The sequence below is a fragment of the Streptomyces davaonensis JCM 4913 genome (genome assembly GCF_000349325.1).
GTDB classification, from domain to species: domain Bacteria; phylum Actinomycetota; class Actinomycetes; order Streptomycetales; family Streptomycetaceae; genus Streptomyces; species Streptomyces davaonensis.
The window spans coordinates 2,580,301-2,594,946 of the sequence record NC_020504.1; the positions used below are offsets into that span (position 1 = coordinate 2,580,301).

The following is a 14,646-nucleotide window of genomic DNA, read 5'->3' on the forward strand; positions in this document are numbered from 1 at the left end:
GCAGAAGTCGCCCGCTTCCGGCCGGGGTTGAGCAAGCCGTTGCGGGGAGAGTCTAGACCGCTCACCAGATCAGGACTTCGACCGTGCGGTCCGGGGAGCAGGTGAGGGTGGCGAGGTGGTCCAGGTTCTCCTTGACCAGGGCGCATTCGGCCAGGAACGCGGGTATCTCCTCGGGCGCGACCAGGTCGCCGACGACCAGGGCCGGGGAGTACCGGGCGCCGAGGGAGCGGATCGCCCGGGAGCCCCAGACCTTGGTGCGCCGGCTCTCCGGACCGGCCAGGTCCGGGACGCCCTCGGGGGTCGGCTGGATGTCGATGTTCCCGTCCGCCCGGACCAGGAAGATCTCCACAGTCAGACTCATGACCGCAGTTCACCATGGTGGGCACGGCCGCAACGACCCGTTTTCGGTGGGCGCCGGGATGTCGGCCGAAGGCGTTCGCGTCCCGCATGGTGGAGTCATGAGCGAGCAGCGGCGCTTCGACGTCTGGCAGGCGGGACCCGGCTACGAGCGGTACATGGGGCGGTGGAGCCGGAAGGTGGCCGAGCGGTTCACCGGCCTGGAGGGGCACGCCGACGGGCTGCGCTGGCTGGATGTGGGGTGCGGCACGGGGGCGCTGTCGGCGGTGCTGACCGCCCGGTGCCGGCCGGCGGTGGTGCTGGGCTGCGACCGGTCCGCCGAGCTGGTCGCGACGGCCCGGGAGACGGCGCACGGTCCGGTGGGGTTCGCGGTGGCCGACGCGCGGGCGCTGCCGGTGCGCGACGGATCGTGGGACGTGGCGGTGAGCGGTCTGACGCTCAACTTCCTTCCCGAGCCCGCCGAAGGGGTCGCCGAGATGGCCCGCGCGGTGCGACCCGGCGGGCAGGTCGCCGCGTACGTCTGGGACTACGCCGAGGGCATGGAGCTGCTGCGCCGGTTCTGGGACGCGGCCGCCGCGCTGGATCCGGCGGCGGCCGAACTGGACGAGGGGCGCCGGTTCCCGATGTGCAGACCGGACCCGCTGTACGCGCTGTGGACCGGGGCCGGTCTTGAGGACGTCCGGATCACCCCGGTCGTCGTCCCGACCGTCTTCACCGACCTCACCGACCTGTGGTCCCCGTTCCTCGCGGGCCAGGGCCCGGCCGCCGGCTATGTGACCGGCCTCCCGCCCGAGGACCGGGACCGCCTGCGCACCGCACTCGCCGAGTCCCTCCCCGAGGAACCGGACGGCACGATCGCGCTGGCGGCCCGGGCCTGGACGGTCCGCGGGACGAAGCCCTGATCAAGCCCTGAGCGCCGACGCTACGCCGCCACCGGCACCCCCTCCGTCCGCAGCACCCTCCGCTCCGCGTCCACCGCGAACACCTGGCAGCCGGGACGGGCGGACGCCCAGGCGATTCCCTCCGTGCCCATCGCGAAGGCGGCGGTCGCCGTGCTGTCGGCCTCGGTCAGGGTGGCGGCGATGACGGTGACGCTGAGCAGGCCGGTCGCCGGGCGTCCGGTGCGGCCGTCGAGGATGTGCGCGCCCCGCTCGTAGTGCGCGGAGGTCGCCACTGCCCCGTCGGTGATCTCCAGCACCGTGCACAGCCGGTCGGCACGCTCGGTGTGCCGTACGCCCACCCGCCAGGGCCCGCCCGCGGCGACCACGTCACCGCCGGCGTTGAGACAGAACCGCTCCACCCCGGCCGCCCGCAGCAGCTCCGCCGCCCGCTGCACGGCCCAGCCCTTGACCACCGCGCAGGGGTCGAGGCCCCGGCCGGGCAGCCGTACGTCGAAGGCGCCGCCGGTGGCGACCCGGTACTCCTCGCACAGGGCGAGGACCTCGGCGAGGTCGGCGCTGACCTCGCAAGGGCCGATCTCGCCCCGGTCGAGGCGGGACACTTCGCTGCCGGGCTTGAACGGGCTGAACCGTTCGTCGACCTCGCGCAGCCAGGCGAAGACGGCGTCCACGGCGCTACCGGGGACCTGCTCGTCGTCCACCCGGAGCGAGACCGGGAACCCCATCACGTGCTCGACGCGCCGCACCTCAGGCGCCCTGCTGGTCGAGGGCGGCCTGGAGGGACTCCTTGTAGCCGTCGCTGGTGATGGTGGCGCCGGACACCGTGTCGATGTCCGCGCTCTGCGCTTCGAGGGTCTCCTCGATCAGGGTCGGGACGGCCGCCGTGGTCTGCGGATGGTTCGGCTGCTGGAGCATCCGGACGGAGGCGATCTCGTCGCCGTCGAAGGTCACCTCGACCTGCACGGCGCCCTTCTCGGTGTTCACCACCGGGCCCTCGACGACCAAAGCGGAGCTGCCGGACGTGGAGGAGGGGGTCGCGGAAGGGGACGGCGCGACACTCTCCGTCGTGGACGGTGCGGACGTGGTGTCCGTCGAGGGCGCGTAGCGCCACAGCGGGACCAGACCGACGGCGGTCAGGACCAGGACGGGTATGGCTCGCTTCACGGTGTCGTCCCTCTCATCCCGCCAGGCTGAAACGCTCGAAGTGGATCTGCGGCTTGGGCACGTCCAGTGCGCGCAGGCTGCCCAGGACCGCGTTCATCATCGGGGGCGGCCCGCACAGGAAGACGTCCCGCTCGGCGATGTCCGGCACCATCCGGATCAGCTCGGCCGGGGCCAGCCGGTCCGGCGCCACCGGGCCGGTGACCAGATGCAGTTCGGCGCCCTTGGCGTGGGCCAGCTCGCGCAGTTCGTCGTAGAGGACCGCGTCCCGGTCACTGGCCACCCGGTAGATGACCACGGCGTGGCCCGCCAGCTCCTCCAGCAGCGCCCGGATCGGGGTGACGCCCACGCCACCGGCGATGAGCAGGGACTCCGGCCGGGTGCGGTGCAGGGCGGTGAAGGCGCCGTAGGGGCCCTCGGCGAAGACGCGGGTGCCGGGCTCGAGGTGGCGCAGGGCGGCGCTGCCGTCGCCCGCCGCCTTGGCGGTGAGGCGCAGGCCGCGGCCGTCGGGGGCGGCGGACAGGGAGAACGGGTTCGCCTGCCACCAGCGGTCCTTGGTCAGGAACCGCCACAGGAAGAACTGCCCGGCGCGGGCGGGCAGCCGGTCGAGGTCCCGGCCGGTGATGTGGATGGAGACCACGTTGTCCGACTCGGGCACGACCGCCGAGACACGCAGCTGGTGGCGCCAGTTCCGCCACAGCGGCAGCACGAGCCGGCCCACCAGTACCGAGCCGAGGGCGACGCCCCACAGCGCGTACCAGTAGGCGGTGGCGGCGGAGGAGGCGGTGAAGGTCGTACCGACCGCGACCTGGTGGGTGAAGGCCAGCACCACCGCGAGGTAGGTGTACAGATGGATGAAGTGCCAGGTCTCGTACGCCAGCCTGCGCCGGGCGAACCGGCCGGAGACCGCGCCGACCACGAGGATGATCACCAGTGCGGCGACGGCCCGCAGCACGCCCTCGACGGTCTCGGCGAGGTCGACGAGCTGGTTGACCGGGTCGAGGCCGGAGGAGTCGGCGTAGCCGAAGGTGATGAAGACGGCGTGCGCCAGCAGCGTCCACAGGATGCCGAAGCCGGTCCAGCGGTGCCAGGAGGTCAGCCGGTCCATGCCGATCCGCCGGTCCAGCCACGGCAGCCGGGCCACCAGCAGCAGCTGGAACGCCATGAGCAGGGCGCCGTAGAGACCGGCGAGGCGGCCGAGGACGAGCAGCGCGTTGGAGGCGCCGAAGCCGACGTCGACGAAGAAGTAGGTCACCACGGCCGCGTTCGCGGCCAGCACGGCGTACAGGCCGGTGCCGGCCACCACCCTCGGGCGCATCGCCGTGGGGGGCGCGGGGGGCGATTGGACGGTCGTCACGGGTGGCAGCTCCTCATGGGGGTCCGGGGCCGGGGTACTGAGCTTGGCCGCAAGAAGCTGTCGATCCGCTGTCGCCGATCTTTCAAGTGCTTATCGATCTGTCCGGGAGCCGGGATCGGGCTGTGGCGGCGGGGGGCGGGTGACGCACTATGAGCGGGTGGAAAAAGTACGACTGCTCGTCGTGGACGACGACCCGCCGATCGCCGATCTCGTCGCGACGGTCGCCCGGTACGAGGGCTGGGAAGCGGTCACGGCGAACTCCGGTGAGGAGGCGCTGCGCCGCGCCGCCGAGTTCCGGCCGGACATCGTCGTGCTCGACCTGATGCTCCCGGACGTGGACGGCTTCGGTGTGCTGGACCGGCTGCGCCGCTCCGGGACGATGGTGCCGGTGGTGTTCCTCACCGCGCGCGACGGCGTCGCGGACCGGGTGGCGGGGCTGACCCGGGGCGGCGACGACTACCTGGTCAAGCCGTTCGCGGTGGAGGAGCTGATGGCCCGGCTGCGGACCGTGCTGCGGCGCAGCGCCGGGCCCGGCTTCCAGCGCTCGGTGCTGCGGGTCGGCGATCTGACGATGGACGAGGACACCCGCGAGGTCCACCGCGGCGAGAAGCTCCTCACCCTCACACCCACCGAGTACGAGGTCCTGCGCTACCTCATGCGCAAGTCGCCGACCGTGCAGACCAAGGCGCAGATCCTCGACCATGTCTGGGAGTACGGCTTCGGCGGCCGCTCCAACGTCGTCGAGCTGGTCGTCAGCCGGCTGCGCCGCAAGCTCGACGACACCGGCCCGGCGATGATCCACACCGTGCGGGGCTTCGGCTACGTCATCCGGCAGGCGGCGGAGTGACAACGCGGCTGCGGCGGGCGTACGGCAGGCTGCGGCTCGGGACCCGGCTCGCGCTGGGGCTCGGGGCGCTGTCGCTGGTGGTGTTCGCGGTCGTCGGCACCGCGCTGACGACGTACATGCGCGACTATCTGTCGGCCCAGCTGGACACGCAGCTGGCGCAGGCGCAGGTCGCCCAGTCCAAGAGCATCGCGGACTACGGCACGCTGTCCGGGAAGAAGTACTACCGCTGGTACTACGCCGTGTACGACGTCTCCGACGGCGCGCCCGAGCTGCGCGAGCCCGAGACGGACACCGATCTGCCCAAGGACGTCGACGACTTCACCGCGGTGGCGCAGGCGCGGGTCGACACCGGCGAGGAGGTGCTGCGCACCGAGCACCTCAAGGACACGGGCCTGTACCGGCTGCGGGCCTGCGAGGTGGAGCCCGGGGTGGTGCTGGTCAGCGCGGCGCCCATGGACGACATCGAGGACACCGTCACCGAGCTGGTCACCATCCAGGCCGTGACCTTCGGCCTCGCGCTGCTGGCCCTGGTGGTGGCCGGGCGCGCGATGCTGCGGCGGGGGCTGAAGCCGCTGAGCGACATGGCCCACACCGCGCGCGGCATCACCTCGCACGATCTGACGGACTCGGCGCGGCTGCCGGTGCGGCACGCGGCGCGCGGCGGCGGGCCCGAGGTGGAGGAGCTGCGGACCGCGTTCAACACGATGCTGGAGCACATCGACGAGTCCCTCGCGGTGCGCACGGAAGCCGAGCAACGGCTGCGCCGGTTCGTCGCGGACGCCTCGCACGAGCTGCGCACCCCGCTGATGTCGGTACGCGGCTACGCGGACCTCTTCCAGTACGCGGCCGCCAACGCCCCCGAGGAACGCGACAAGCACCTGGCGCGGCTGCGCGCGGAGGCCGCCCGGATGGGCTTCCTGCTGGACGACCTGCTGCTGCTCGCCCGGCTGGACGCGGCGGAGGTGGAGACCCCGCTGCGACCGCGCGAGACCGACCTGGTGGAGCTGGTCCAGGAGGCCGCGGACGCCTTCCGCGCGAGCCATGCCGACCATCCGCTGACGGTGGCACCGGGTCCCGCGGCGCTCCCCGCCCATGTGGACCCGCAGCGGGTCCGGCAGGTGCTGGACAACCTCCTCACCAACGCGGCGGTGCACACGCCGCCCGGCACGGAGGTCTCGGTCGCGGTGTCGGTCGAGCACGGGCTCGCCCGTGTCCGGGTCGCCGACGCGGGGCCCGGTATCCCGCCCGCCGACCGGGAACGCGTCTTCGATCGCTTCTACCGCGTCGACAAGGCCCGCAGCCGCGACCGCGGCGGCAGCGGTCTGGGCCTGGCCGTGGCGACCTCCCTGATCCGGGCGCACGGCGGCACGATCGACGTGACCAGCGAACCGGGCTCGACGGTGTTCACGGTGTCGATCCCGGTGGCCTCGGTCTAGCCTCGCCGCTTCGCGTCGGACCACTCGGCGTCGTTCCAGTCGACCGGCATCGCGCCGACCGGCTCGAACTCGATGTCCGGGTCGTCGCTCTGGACCAGGCACAGGATGCGGTGCCCGAACAGGGCCGCGCTGCGCGCACGGTCGGCGAGGATGTCCAGCAGGCTCTGGGCCGCGTCGGGTTCGGCCCGGCGGAAGCGGTCGTAGCCGGTGAAGGCGAGGACGAGTCCGGTGGCGTCGCGGGTGGTGCCGTACTCGTAGGACTCGACGTCGCGCAGGCAGTCGTTGAGGGCGTCGAGGTTCTTGCCGTAGTAGTCGGGGAACTCGAGCGCGGCAGCGATGTCCCGGTGCATGTCCGCGGCGGCGGCCCACCGGCCCGCGTCCAGCTCGACGACTCGGTAGCCGTCCTCACGCAGTCGCCCGACGGCCTCGTCCAGCAGGCTCCGCCGCCAGTACAGGGTGATGAAGGAGTTGATCATCAGCCGGAGGCCGAGGTCCTCGGAGAGGTCGGCGTCGGGGTCGAAGGCAGCCATGCGCGCACCCTATCCGGATCTTACGGACCCATGACATGGCGGCCGTCGAGCCACCGCAAACCCCGGTCGCCGCCCTAGCGTGGGCCCATGCGTGTACTGGTCACCGGCGGTGCCGGGTTCATCGGGTCCCAGGTCGTGACGGCGCTGGCGGCCTGCGGCCACGAGCCCGTCGTGTACGACGTCCGGGCCGACCCGGCGTCGGACGTACGGGATCCGGACGCCGTGCGCCGGGCCCTGACCGGTGTGGACGCGGTGTGCCACCAGGCGGCGATGGTCGGGCTCGGCACCGGCTTCACGGACGCGCCGGAGTACGTCTCCCGCAACGACCTCGGCACCGCCGTCCTGCTCGCCGGGATGGCGGAGGCGGGGGTACGGCGTCTCGTCCTCGCCGGGTCGATGGTGGTGTACGGCGAGGGCCGCTACGGCTGCGCCCGGCACGGTGTCGTCCGACCGGGCCCGCGTGCCGTCGCCGACCTGGACGCCGGGCGCTTCGAGCCGCGCTGCCCGGAGTGCGGGGACGCATTGGCGCCGGGGCTGGTCGGCGAGGACGCCCCGGTCGATCCGCGGAACGTGTACGCCACGACCAAGCTCGCCCAGGAGCATCTGGCCGCTTCCTGGGCCCGGGTGACGGACAGTCAGGCGGTGTCGCTGCGCTACCACAACGTGTACGGGCCGGGCATGCCCCGCGACACCCCCTATGCCGGGGTCGCCTCCTTCTTCCGGTCCGCGCTCGCCCGTGGCGAGGCCCCGCGCGTCTTCGAGGACGGCTGCCAGCGACGGGACTTCGTGCACGTACGGGATGTGGCGGCGGCCAACCTGGCGGCTCTGGAGGCGACTTCGCCCGCGGGGGCGCTGGTGGCCTACAACACCGGCAGCGGGGATCCGCACACCGTCGGCGACATGGCCCGTGCGCTGGCGGCGGCCCATGGCGGGCCCGAGCCGATGGTGACCGGGGAGTACCGGCTGGGGGACGTACGGCACATCACCGCCGACTCCTCGCGGCTGCGGGCCGAGTTGGGGTGGCGGGCGGAGGTCGGCTTCGAGGACGGGATGCGGGAGTTCGCGGCGGCCGGATAGCGGGGCTCAGCCCTCGGCCGCCGGGAGCGTCACCTCGAAGCGGCAGCCGCCGGGGATGTTCCGTACGGTGGCCCGGCCCTGGTGGGCCTCGACGATGCCCCGGACGATGGCGAGGCCGAGGCCCGCGCCCGCCGGCGGGGTCCGGGCGTCGGTGCCGCGCCAGCCGGTGTCGAAGACGCGCGGCAGGTCCTCCTCCGGGATGCCTCCGCAGCCGTCCGTCACCGACAGCACCACGCCGTCGGGGACACGTTCGGCGGCGACGGCGACCGTGCCGTCGGACGGGGTCCGCCGGATCGCGTTGACCAGGAGGTTGCCGAGGACCCGGCTCATCTCCTTGCCGTCCACCTCGACCGGCACCGCTGCCACTCCGTCGCCGACGAGCCGCACCCCGTGCTCCCTCGCGAGCGGGTCCGCGCCCGCGAGGGCGTCGCCGACCAGGTCGTACAGCGAGATCCTGGTGGGCGTCAGGGCCAGGGCGCCCGCGTGGATGCGGGAGAGTTCGAAGAGGTCGCCGACCATGTCGTTGAGGCGCTCGACCTCGGTGCGGATCTGCTTCAGATAGCGGTCGGGGTCGGCGGCGACCCCGTCCTCCAGGGCCTCGGACATGGCGCGCAGCCCGGCCAGCGGGGTGCGCAGATCGTGGGAGATCCAGGCGACGAGTTCCCGGCGGGAGGACTCCAGGGCGCGTTCCCGCTCCCGGGACGCGGTGAGGCGGGCGCTGGTGGCCTCCAACTCCCGGCTCAGTGCGGCCAGTTCGGCGGTGGCGGGGCCGTCGGGGGAGGTGAAGGCGCCGCCGTCGCCGAAGGAGCGGGCGGCCAGGGCGAGGGCGCGGCTGCGGGCGACGACCCAGCGGCCCAGCAGGAGGGCGGTGGCCAGGGAGACCACGGCGGCCATGGCGACGACCAGGGTGACGACCTTCAGGTCGTGCTCGGACAGGAACATCGCCCAGGCGACCACGAGGGTGCCCGCGAGCATCGCGGTGACGGCGACGGCGGCGACCACCGCGAGGTGCACGGCGAGCGAACGGCGCCGGACCAGCCGCAGCACGCCCGCCCCGAGCACACCGGCGGTGGCGGCGCCGAGGAAGGCGCAGAGGGCGATGAGAAAGGTGTCCCGCACGGTCAGACCCCCTCGAACCGGTAGCCGACGCCCCACACCGTCTGGATCAGCCGGGGGCGGGCCGGATCGTCCTCGACCTTGCCGCGCAGCCGGCGCACATGGACGGTGACGGTCGACAGATCGCCGAAGTCCCAGCCCCACACCTCCCGCATCAGGTCCTCCCGGCCGAACACCCGGCCCGGGTGCCGCAGGAAGAAGGTGAGCAGGTCGAACTCGCGGACGGTGAGGGCGAGTTCGGCGCCGTCCTTGACGGCCCGGCGGGCCGCCGGGTCGACGGTGAGACCCGCGGCGCGCAGCGGTCCCGGCGCCTGGGCGGGGCGGACGCGGCGCAGCACGGACTCGACGCGCAGGACGAGTTCGCGGGGGCTGAAGGGCTTGGTGACGTAGTCGTCGGCGCCGACCTCCAGGCCGAGGATGCGGTCGTCCTCGTCGCCGCGCGCGGTGAGCATGATGACCGGCACGGGGCCCTGTCCGCGCATCCGGCGGCACACCTCCAGGCCGTCCATGCCGGGCAGCATCAGATCCAGGACGACCAGGTCCGGCCAGTGCTCGGCGGCCCGTGCGAGGGCGTCGGGCCCGTCACCGGCGCGGTCCACGACGTATCCGGCGCGGTCGAGGTACCCGGAGACCACCTCCGCGACCGTCGGGTCGTCGTCGACGACGAGGATCCGGGGCTGCTGCTGTTCCATGCCGCCAGCCTCGCACCACGCGCGCGCGAGTGCGCCGGTCCCCCTGCTGACGTCCTCGTTTCGTAAGGAGCCGATGACCGATACGCACCTTTTGCGCTCGTAGGGTGAACGGCGTGACCTCCTCTTCCGCTTCAGTTCCGGACCCGGCGTCGGTGGACGTCGTCCTCCCCTGTCTCGACGAGGCCGAGGCGCTGCCGTGGGTGCTGGAGCGCATCCCGCCGGGCTGGCGCGCGCTCGTCGTCGACAACGGCTCAACGGACGGCTCGGCGGCCGTCGCCCGGTCGCTCGGCGCGACCGTGGTGCGCGAGGAGCGGCGCGGGTTCGGCGCCGCCTGCCACGCGGGGCTCACCGCCGCCACAGCCGACGTGGTGTGCTTCTGCGACTGCGACGCCTCCCTCGACCCGTCCGACCTGGTGCCGTTCGTGGAGCGGATCCGCGCAGGCGAGTCGGACCTGGTGCTGGGCCGGCGCCGCCCGCAGTCCCGCGGCGCCTGGCCGCCGCACGCCCGAGCCGGAAACCTGGCGCTCTCCCGCCTCCTCCGCCGCCGCACCGGCCTGCGCCTGCACGACCTCGGCCCGCTGCGAGCCGCCCGCCGTGAACCGCTGCTCGCCCTCGGCCTCACCGACCGGCGCAGCGGCTACCCGCTCCAGATGGTGGTGCGGGCCGCGGACGCGGGCTGGCGGATCGCCGAGTACGACGTCCCCTATCGGCCGCGGACCGGCACCTCCAAGGTGACGGGCACCTGGCGGGGGACCTGGCGGGCGGTGCGGGACATGAGCCGGGTGCTGGCGGAGCGGGGGGCGCACGCGTGACGACACTCCTGGTGATCGCCAAGGAACCCCGGCCCGGTCGGGTGAAGACCCGGCTGACCCCGCCGTTCATGCCCGAGGAGGCGGCTGCGCTGGCCGAGGCCGCGCTCGCGGACACGCTGGACGTGGTGGCCCGGACGCCCGCGCGGCGCCGGGTCCTGGTGCTGGACGGGGCGCCGGGTCCCTGGCTGCCACCCGGCTTCGAGGTCGTCGCGCAGTGCGCGGGCGGCCTCGATGAGCGCTTGGCCCACGCCTTCGCGGGCTGTACGGGCCCGGCCCTGCTCATCGGCATGGACACCCCGCAGGTGACGCCGGAGCTGCTGACCGCCGATTTCACCGACTGCGACGCGTACTTCGGCCCGGCACGGGACGGCGGCTTCTGGGCCCTGGGTCTGGCCGAACCCGACCCGGCGCTGCTGCGCGGCGTCCCGATGTCGACCCCGCACACCGGCGCCGCCCAGCGGGCCCGGCTGGCGGGGCTGCGGGTGCGGGACCTGCCGGTGCTGCGGGACGTGGACACGGCCGAGGACGCGCGGGCGGTGGCGAAGGAGGCGCCGGAGGGCCGGTTCGCGGGGCTGTTGGAGCGGTTCACGGCGGTGGGGCCCCGATGATTCCCCGGCCGCGCTCCGTCGCCCCGCCCACCTGGTCCGCCGACCCCTACACCCACGCCCTGCACACGGGCCAGGGTCCCCTCTTCCTGCGCCGGGCCGACGGCTGGCTGCTGCCGCTGGACGTGGAGCGGTGGTGCGCGGCGGCGGACGCGGCGGATCTGGAGGTGCTGCGGCGGTGCGAGGGCGCCGTGCTGGACGTGGGCTGCGGGCCGGGGCGGCTGGTGGCGGCGCTGGGGGCGCAGGGGCGCCGGGTGCTCGGCATCGACGTCAGCGAGGCCGCGGTGGCGCGCACCGTGCGACTCGGCGGGCAGGCCTTGCGCCGCTCCGTCTTCGAACCGCTGCCCGCGGAGGGCCGCTGGGGCACCGCCCTGCTGATCGACGGCAACGTCGGCATCGGCGGCGACCCGGGCGCACTGCTCGACCGGATGACCCAACTGCTGTGCCCCGGCGGGCTGTTGATCGTGGAGACGGTGCCGGGGCTCGACCTCGACGAGCGGGTCCTGGTGGATGTCACCGACGCGCACGGCGCGGCCGGCGCCCCCTTCCCGTGGGCGCGTCTCGGCACGCCCGCCCTGCTGCGCCGCGCCGAGCGCGCCGGGTGGCGTGCCGTGGGTCAGTGGGCGGTCGGCGGCCGGTCCTTCGCCACCCTGCGCAGCCGTAGGACGAAGAGGACCGCGGAGCCGCCGAACAGCAGGGCCGTGAGCAGCAGCCAGCGGGCGAGGAAGCCGTCCGGGGACAGCCCGGTCACCGAGCCGTAGCGGTCCGACACCCGCCCGGTGATCAGCGGGAACCAGACGAGCAGCAGCAGACCGGAGAGGGCGGCCGGGACCCGGACGTACATCACGCGACGTCGTCCCGCCGCCGCCCCGAGCGCCCGGTCCGCCGCCGAGTACAGCGGCAGCAGCACCAGGTCGTGCAGGACCGCCGCGCCCACGAACCACAGCGCGATCTCGAACCAGTCCCCGTCCAGCAGCCGTACGCCCGCATACCCGGCGAGCGCGAACGAGCAGGCGAGGAGCAGCAGTTGGAGCGGGCTGCCGAGCGGAAGCGTCGGTCGCATCACAGGTCTCCGAAGGTCATCCGGGCCACCCACTTGGTGTTGAGGACTCCGGGTGCGGCGGGCACGATGACCCGCGCCGGGTGGCCGTGGTCGGGGGAAAGGTCCTCGCCGTTGACGGACAGGGCGAGCAGGGAGCGCGGGTCGGCGACCTGGTTGGCGCGCAGGGCGGCCCGGCGGAAGGCGCCGCGCTGCTGAAGGGACTCCACGAAGACGTCCGGTGGATCGTCGTACCCGACGAGCGCGGCGAGGTCCCGCAGCCGTACGCCGCGCCACCACTGGTCGGAGGTCGACCAGCCCTCCACGCAGGCGATCGGCAACGCGGCGCTGTGCTGCGGCAGGCGGAGCAGCTCGGCGCGGGAGAGCCGGACGGTTCCGGTGCGGCCGGTGACGACCAGCCGCCAGGCCTCGTCGCCGGTGTCCGCCGGGCGGATGCCCGCGTAGGCCGCCGTCTTGTTGATCTGGAAGCCGTTCGGTCCGTCGCCGGAGTCGGCGGGCCCGTGCGGGGCGAGGACGGCCGTCCAGCGCAGTCCGTCGAAGTTCTGCCCGACGCTGGTGGCGAACAGCAGCAGCGAGCCACCCCCGACGAACCACAGGGCGCCGCGCCGGGACACGGTCGGCTCGGCGGGTTCGGTGGGGACGAGGTCGTTCCTCTCCTCCCTGATCTGCCGCAGATTGCGCAGCGCCAGGGGCAACTTGAGCACCACGTGCGCGAGGAACGCCGCGAAGAACACCCACGCCCCGTAGAAGTGCAGCGGGTAGAAGGAGCCCGGGAAGATGTAGTCCAGCTGGACGTTGAGCACCCCGGTCACGAACTCGAACAGCGCGCCGCCGACCAGGAGCAGCAGTGAGAGCCGCTCCAGGGCGTGGGCGAGGGAGCGGGCGGGCGGCAGCGTGAACAGCCGCGGTACGACCGACCAGAGCTTGGCCAGCAGCACGGGGATCAGCGTGATGCCGAGGGTGACATGGACGCCCTGGTTGAGCCGGTACAGCCAGTGCGGATCGGTCGGCCAGGAGAACAGATAGAAGCCGAGGATCCCCTTGTCCGGCGTCTTGTCGTTCACCGGCGACAGATCCGGGTTGTAGGCCGCGTACGACACCAGGCCGGTCAGGAACAGCACCGTGATCCCGCCGAGCAGCACCACGCCGAGCACCGAGGTGAGCCAGGGGCCGCGCAGCGGGCTGCGCCAGAAGCCGGGTGAGAAGGGAGACCGTTCCAGGGAACGCTCGATGGACCTTTTCATGCCCCGACCGTAGGCCGGGAGCGGGTGCCGGAAGGCGTCACGAACCATGACGAAACTCTGACGTCGCCGCCTGTCAGCCGTCCGGTCCAGGGTCCGCGCCCTAGCGTGCTGACGTGACCCGCGAACCTACCCGCGACCTGCGCCGCGATCTGTACGCCGCCCTGGCCGCCGCGCTGCTCCTCGCGCTCGCCGCCGTGGTCGGCACCGCGATCGAGCACCGTGACGGCACCCTCTTCGTCGACTGGCCACCACTGCTGGCCGACTGGGGCCCGCACACCGGCCCCGGCACCCCGGCGGCGGTCGTCGTCGCGGTCGCGGTGGTGGCGTACGGCCCCGCGCTGGCCGCCCGACTGCCCTGGCGCGGGCTGCTGTTCACGGTGTGGGGCACGGGCACGGCGTGGATCTTCTCGCTGGCGCTGGTCGACGGCTGGCACCGCGGAATCGCCCGCCGCCTGACGACCCGGTACGAATACCTCCAGGTCATCGACCGCTTCCAGGACATCCCGGCCACCTTGCGGGACTTCACCGGGCACATCCTGATCGGCACCCCGGACCACTGGCCCGCGCATATCGCGGGCCATCCCCCGGCGGCCACGCTCACCTTCGTGTACCTGGACCGGATCGGCCTGGGCGGCGGCGCCTGGGCCGGCGTGTGGTGCATCGTCACCGGCGCCACGGCCGCCGTCGCGATCCTCGTCACCGTCCGCACCCTGGCCGACGAGCAACTCGCCCGCCGCGCCGCGCCGTTCCTGGCCCTGGCACCGGGCGCGGTGTGGCTGGGCGCCTCCGCCGACGCCTGGTTCGCGGCGGTGGCCACCTGGGCGGTGGCCCTGCTCGCACTGGCGGTCACGGGCCGGCGACCGCGCCTGACCGCCTCCGCCTCCGGCCTCCTGTTCGGCCTGACGGTGTATCTGTCCTACGGCCTCACCCTCTACGTCGTGCTCGCGGCGGCGGTGCTGTTCCTGGGCTCGGAGCGGCTACGGCCGCTGCTCTTCGCCGGGGCCGGATTCCTGGTGGTGCCCCTGGTCCTCACCGGGCTCGGCTTCTACTGGTGGGAGGCGTACGACCTGTTGGTCACCCGGTACGACCAGGGCGCCGGGGGCACCCGGCCGCAGTCCTACTGGGTGTGGGCCAACCTCGCCTGCCAGGTACTGGTGGTGGGGCTGGCGACGGCGGCGGGCCTGCGGCGGACCGGAGTGGCACTGCTGCGCGGCGGGAGCACGGCCGCTTTCCGGCTCGCGGTGCTGGTGGCGGCCGCGCTCACCGCGATGCTCGTCGCCGATCTGTCGGGGATGAGCAAGGCGGAGACCGAGCGGATCTGGCTGCCGTTCGCGCTGTGGCTGCTGTCGTCGTGCGCGTTCCTGACCGGCCGGCGCGGCTGGCTCGCCGTACAGGCGGTGCTCGCGCTGCTCGTCAACCACCTGCTGTGGACGGGCTGGTGATCGGGGCAGGG

At 73.5% G+C, this 14,646-nt stretch carries 16 protein-coding genes; 8 read left to right on the forward strand and 8 right to left on the reverse strand.

Translation table 11 applies throughout. The features are described 5' to 3' along the window. Positions 1-61: 61 nt before the first annotated feature. Positions 62-361 carry a hypothetical protein gene (locus tag BN159_RS11165; RefSeq protein ID WP_015657069.1) on the reverse strand — a complete coding sequence of 100 codons (300 nt, stop codon included), beginning with the start codon at positions 359-361 and terminating at the stop codon, positions 62-64. A 97-nt stretch (positions 362-458) separates the two neighbouring features. On the opposite strand from BN159_RS11165, the gene BN159_RS11170 reads away from it, so the two are divergent. Then, positions 459-1,259 (forward strand): class I SAM-dependent methyltransferase, encoded by an 801-nt coding sequence (locus tag BN159_RS11170; protein ID WP_015657070.1) that lies wholly within the window; start codon positions 459-461, stop codon positions 1,257-1,259. 20 nt (positions 1,260-1,279) lie between these two features. On the opposite strand, the gene BN159_RS11175 is transcribed toward BN159_RS11170, so the two are convergent. From BN159_RS11175 to BN159_RS11185, 3 genes are read right to left on the reverse strand one after another with little or no spacing between them, the layout of a single operon-like run. Then, positions 1,280-2,002 carry an FAD:protein FMN transferase gene (locus tag BN159_RS11175; RefSeq protein WP_015657071.1) on the reverse strand — a complete coding sequence of 241 codons (723 nt, stop codon included), beginning with the start codon at positions 2,000-2,002 and terminating at the stop codon, positions 1,280-1,282. A gap of 1 nt (position 2,003) precedes the next feature. After that, on the reverse strand, positions 2,004-2,420 hold the full coding sequence (locus BN159_RS11180; RefSeq protein ID WP_015657072.1) for an FMN-binding protein: 417 nt from the start codon (positions 2,418-2,420) through the stop codon (positions 2,004-2,006). A 13-nt stretch (positions 2,421-2,433) separates the two neighbouring features. Next, positions 2,434-3,774: a ferredoxin reductase family protein gene (locus BN159_RS11185; protein ID WP_015657073.1), complete on the reverse strand. Its 1,341-nt coding sequence runs from the start codon at positions 3,772-3,774 to the stop codon at positions 2,434-2,436. A 157-nt stretch (positions 3,775-3,931) separates the two neighbouring features. Between BN159_RS11185 and BN159_RS11190 the strand changes: the two genes are divergently transcribed. Together BN159_RS11190 and BN159_RS11195 are read left to right on the forward strand one after the other, a co-directional pair. Further along, positions 3,932-4,621 carry a response regulator transcription factor gene (locus BN159_RS11190; RefSeq protein ID WP_193384276.1) on the forward strand — a complete coding sequence of 230 codons (690 nt, stop codon included), beginning with the start codon at positions 3,932-3,934 and terminating at the stop codon, positions 4,619-4,621. Further along, entirely contained in the window at positions 4,618-6,057 is a 1,440-nt protein-coding gene (locus tag BN159_RS11195; RefSeq protein WP_015657075.1) for a sensor histidine kinase, read from the forward strand. Before BN159_RS11190 ends, BN159_RS11195 begins: the two co-directional genes overlap by 4 nt. On the opposite strand, the gene BN159_RS11200 is transcribed toward BN159_RS11195, so the two are convergent. Further along, the gene (locus tag BN159_RS11200) at positions 6,054-6,587 is read right to left on the reverse strand and encodes a barstar family protein (protein WP_015657076.1); all 534 of its coding nucleotides are present in this window, start codon (positions 6,585-6,587) and stop codon (positions 6,054-6,056) included. The two genes, BN159_RS11195 and BN159_RS11200, sit on opposite strands and share 4 nt — an antisense overlap. A gap of 87 nt (positions 6,588-6,674) precedes the next feature. Between BN159_RS11200 and BN159_RS11205 the strand changes: the two genes are divergently transcribed. Beyond that, complete coding sequence (locus BN159_RS11205) at positions 6,675-7,664, forward strand: NAD-dependent epimerase/dehydratase family protein (RefSeq protein WP_015657077.1); 990 nt, start codon at positions 6,675-6,677, stop codon at positions 7,662-7,664. A gap of 6 nt (positions 7,665-7,670) precedes the next feature. On the opposite strand, the gene BN159_RS11210 is transcribed toward BN159_RS11205, so the two are convergent. Continuing rightward, the gene (locus tag BN159_RS11210; RefSeq protein ID WP_015657078.1) at positions 7,671-8,783 is read right to left on the reverse strand and encodes a sensor histidine kinase; all 1,113 of its coding nucleotides are present in this window, start codon (positions 8,781-8,783) and stop codon (positions 7,671-7,673) included. A gap of 2 nt (positions 8,784-8,785) precedes the next feature. After that, positions 8,786-9,472: a response regulator transcription factor gene (locus tag BN159_RS11215; protein WP_015657079.1), complete on the reverse strand. Its 687-nt coding sequence runs from the start codon at positions 9,470-9,472 to the stop codon at positions 8,786-8,788. Positions 9,473-9,576: 104 nt separating this feature from the next. Here BN159_RS11215 and BN159_RS11220 point away from each other — a divergent pair, with 104 nt between their 5' ends. Genes BN159_RS11220 through BN159_RS11230 form a run of 3 tightly spaced genes read left to right on the forward strand, consistent with a single transcriptional unit; the run spans position 9,577 to position 11,650 of the window. Next, on the forward strand, positions 9,577-10,284 hold the full coding sequence (locus BN159_RS11220) for a glycosyltransferase family 2 protein (protein ID WP_086016418.1): 708 nt from the start codon (positions 9,577-9,579) through the stop codon (positions 10,282-10,284). Next, positions 10,281-10,892 carry a TIGR04282 family arsenosugar biosynthesis glycosyltransferase gene (locus BN159_RS11225; RefSeq protein ID WP_015657081.1) on the forward strand — a complete coding sequence of 204 codons (612 nt, stop codon included), beginning with the start codon at positions 10,281-10,283 and terminating at the stop codon, positions 10,890-10,892. The genes BN159_RS11220 and BN159_RS11225 overlap by 4 nt, the downstream gene beginning before the upstream one ends. After that, on the forward strand, positions 10,889-11,650 hold the full coding sequence (locus BN159_RS11230; RefSeq protein ID WP_015657082.1) for a class I SAM-dependent methyltransferase: 762 nt from the start codon (positions 10,889-10,891) through the stop codon (positions 11,648-11,650). Before BN159_RS11225 ends, BN159_RS11230 begins: the two co-directional genes overlap by 4 nt. Positions 11,651-11,951: 301 nt before the next feature. On the opposite strand, the gene BN159_RS11235 is transcribed toward BN159_RS11230, so the two are convergent. After that, the gene (locus BN159_RS11235; RefSeq protein ID WP_041821200.1) at positions 11,952-13,193 is read right to left on the reverse strand and encodes a molybdopterin-dependent oxidoreductase; all 1,242 of its coding nucleotides are present in this window, start codon (positions 13,191-13,193) and stop codon (positions 11,952-11,954) included. 113 nt (positions 13,194-13,306) lie between these two features. Here BN159_RS11235 and BN159_RS11240 point away from each other — a divergent pair, with 113 nt between their 5' ends. Next, complete coding sequence (locus BN159_RS11240) at positions 13,307-14,635, forward strand: integral membrane protein (RefSeq protein WP_015657085.1); 1,329 nt, start codon at positions 13,307-13,309, stop codon at positions 14,633-14,635. Positions 14,636-14,646 lie beyond the last annotated feature (11 nt).

What these genes read in the sequence shown, in the direction of transcription:
- BN159_RS11165 (WP_015657069.1), bottom strand. Translation starts at nt 361, where the DNA reads ATGAGTCTGACTGTGGAGATCTTCCTGGTCCGGGCGGACGGGAACATC.
- BN159_RS11170 (WP_015657070.1), top strand. Translation starts at nt 459, where the DNA reads ATGAGCGAGCAGCGGCGCTTCGACGTCTGGCAGGCGGGACCCGGCTAC.
- BN159_RS11200 (WP_015657076.1), bottom strand. Translation starts at nt 6,587, where the DNA reads ATGGCTGCCTTCGACCCCGACGCCGACCTCTCCGAGGACCTCGGCCTC.
- BN159_RS11205 (WP_015657077.1), top strand. Translation starts at nt 6,675, where the DNA reads ATGCGTGTACTGGTCACCGGCGGTGCCGGGTTCATCGGGTCCCAGGTC.
- BN159_RS11215 (WP_015657079.1), bottom strand. Translation starts at nt 9,472, where the DNA reads ATGGAACAGCAGCAGCCCCGGATCCTCGTCGTCGACGACGACCCGACG.
- BN159_RS11230 (WP_015657082.1), top strand. Translation starts at nt 10,889, where the DNA reads ATGATTCCCCGGCCGCGCTCCGTCGCCCCGCCCACCTGGTCCGCCGAC.
- BN159_RS11235 (WP_041821200.1), bottom strand. Translation starts at nt 13,193, where the DNA reads ATGAAAAGGTCCATCGAGCGTTCCCTGGAACGGTCTCCCTTCTCACCC.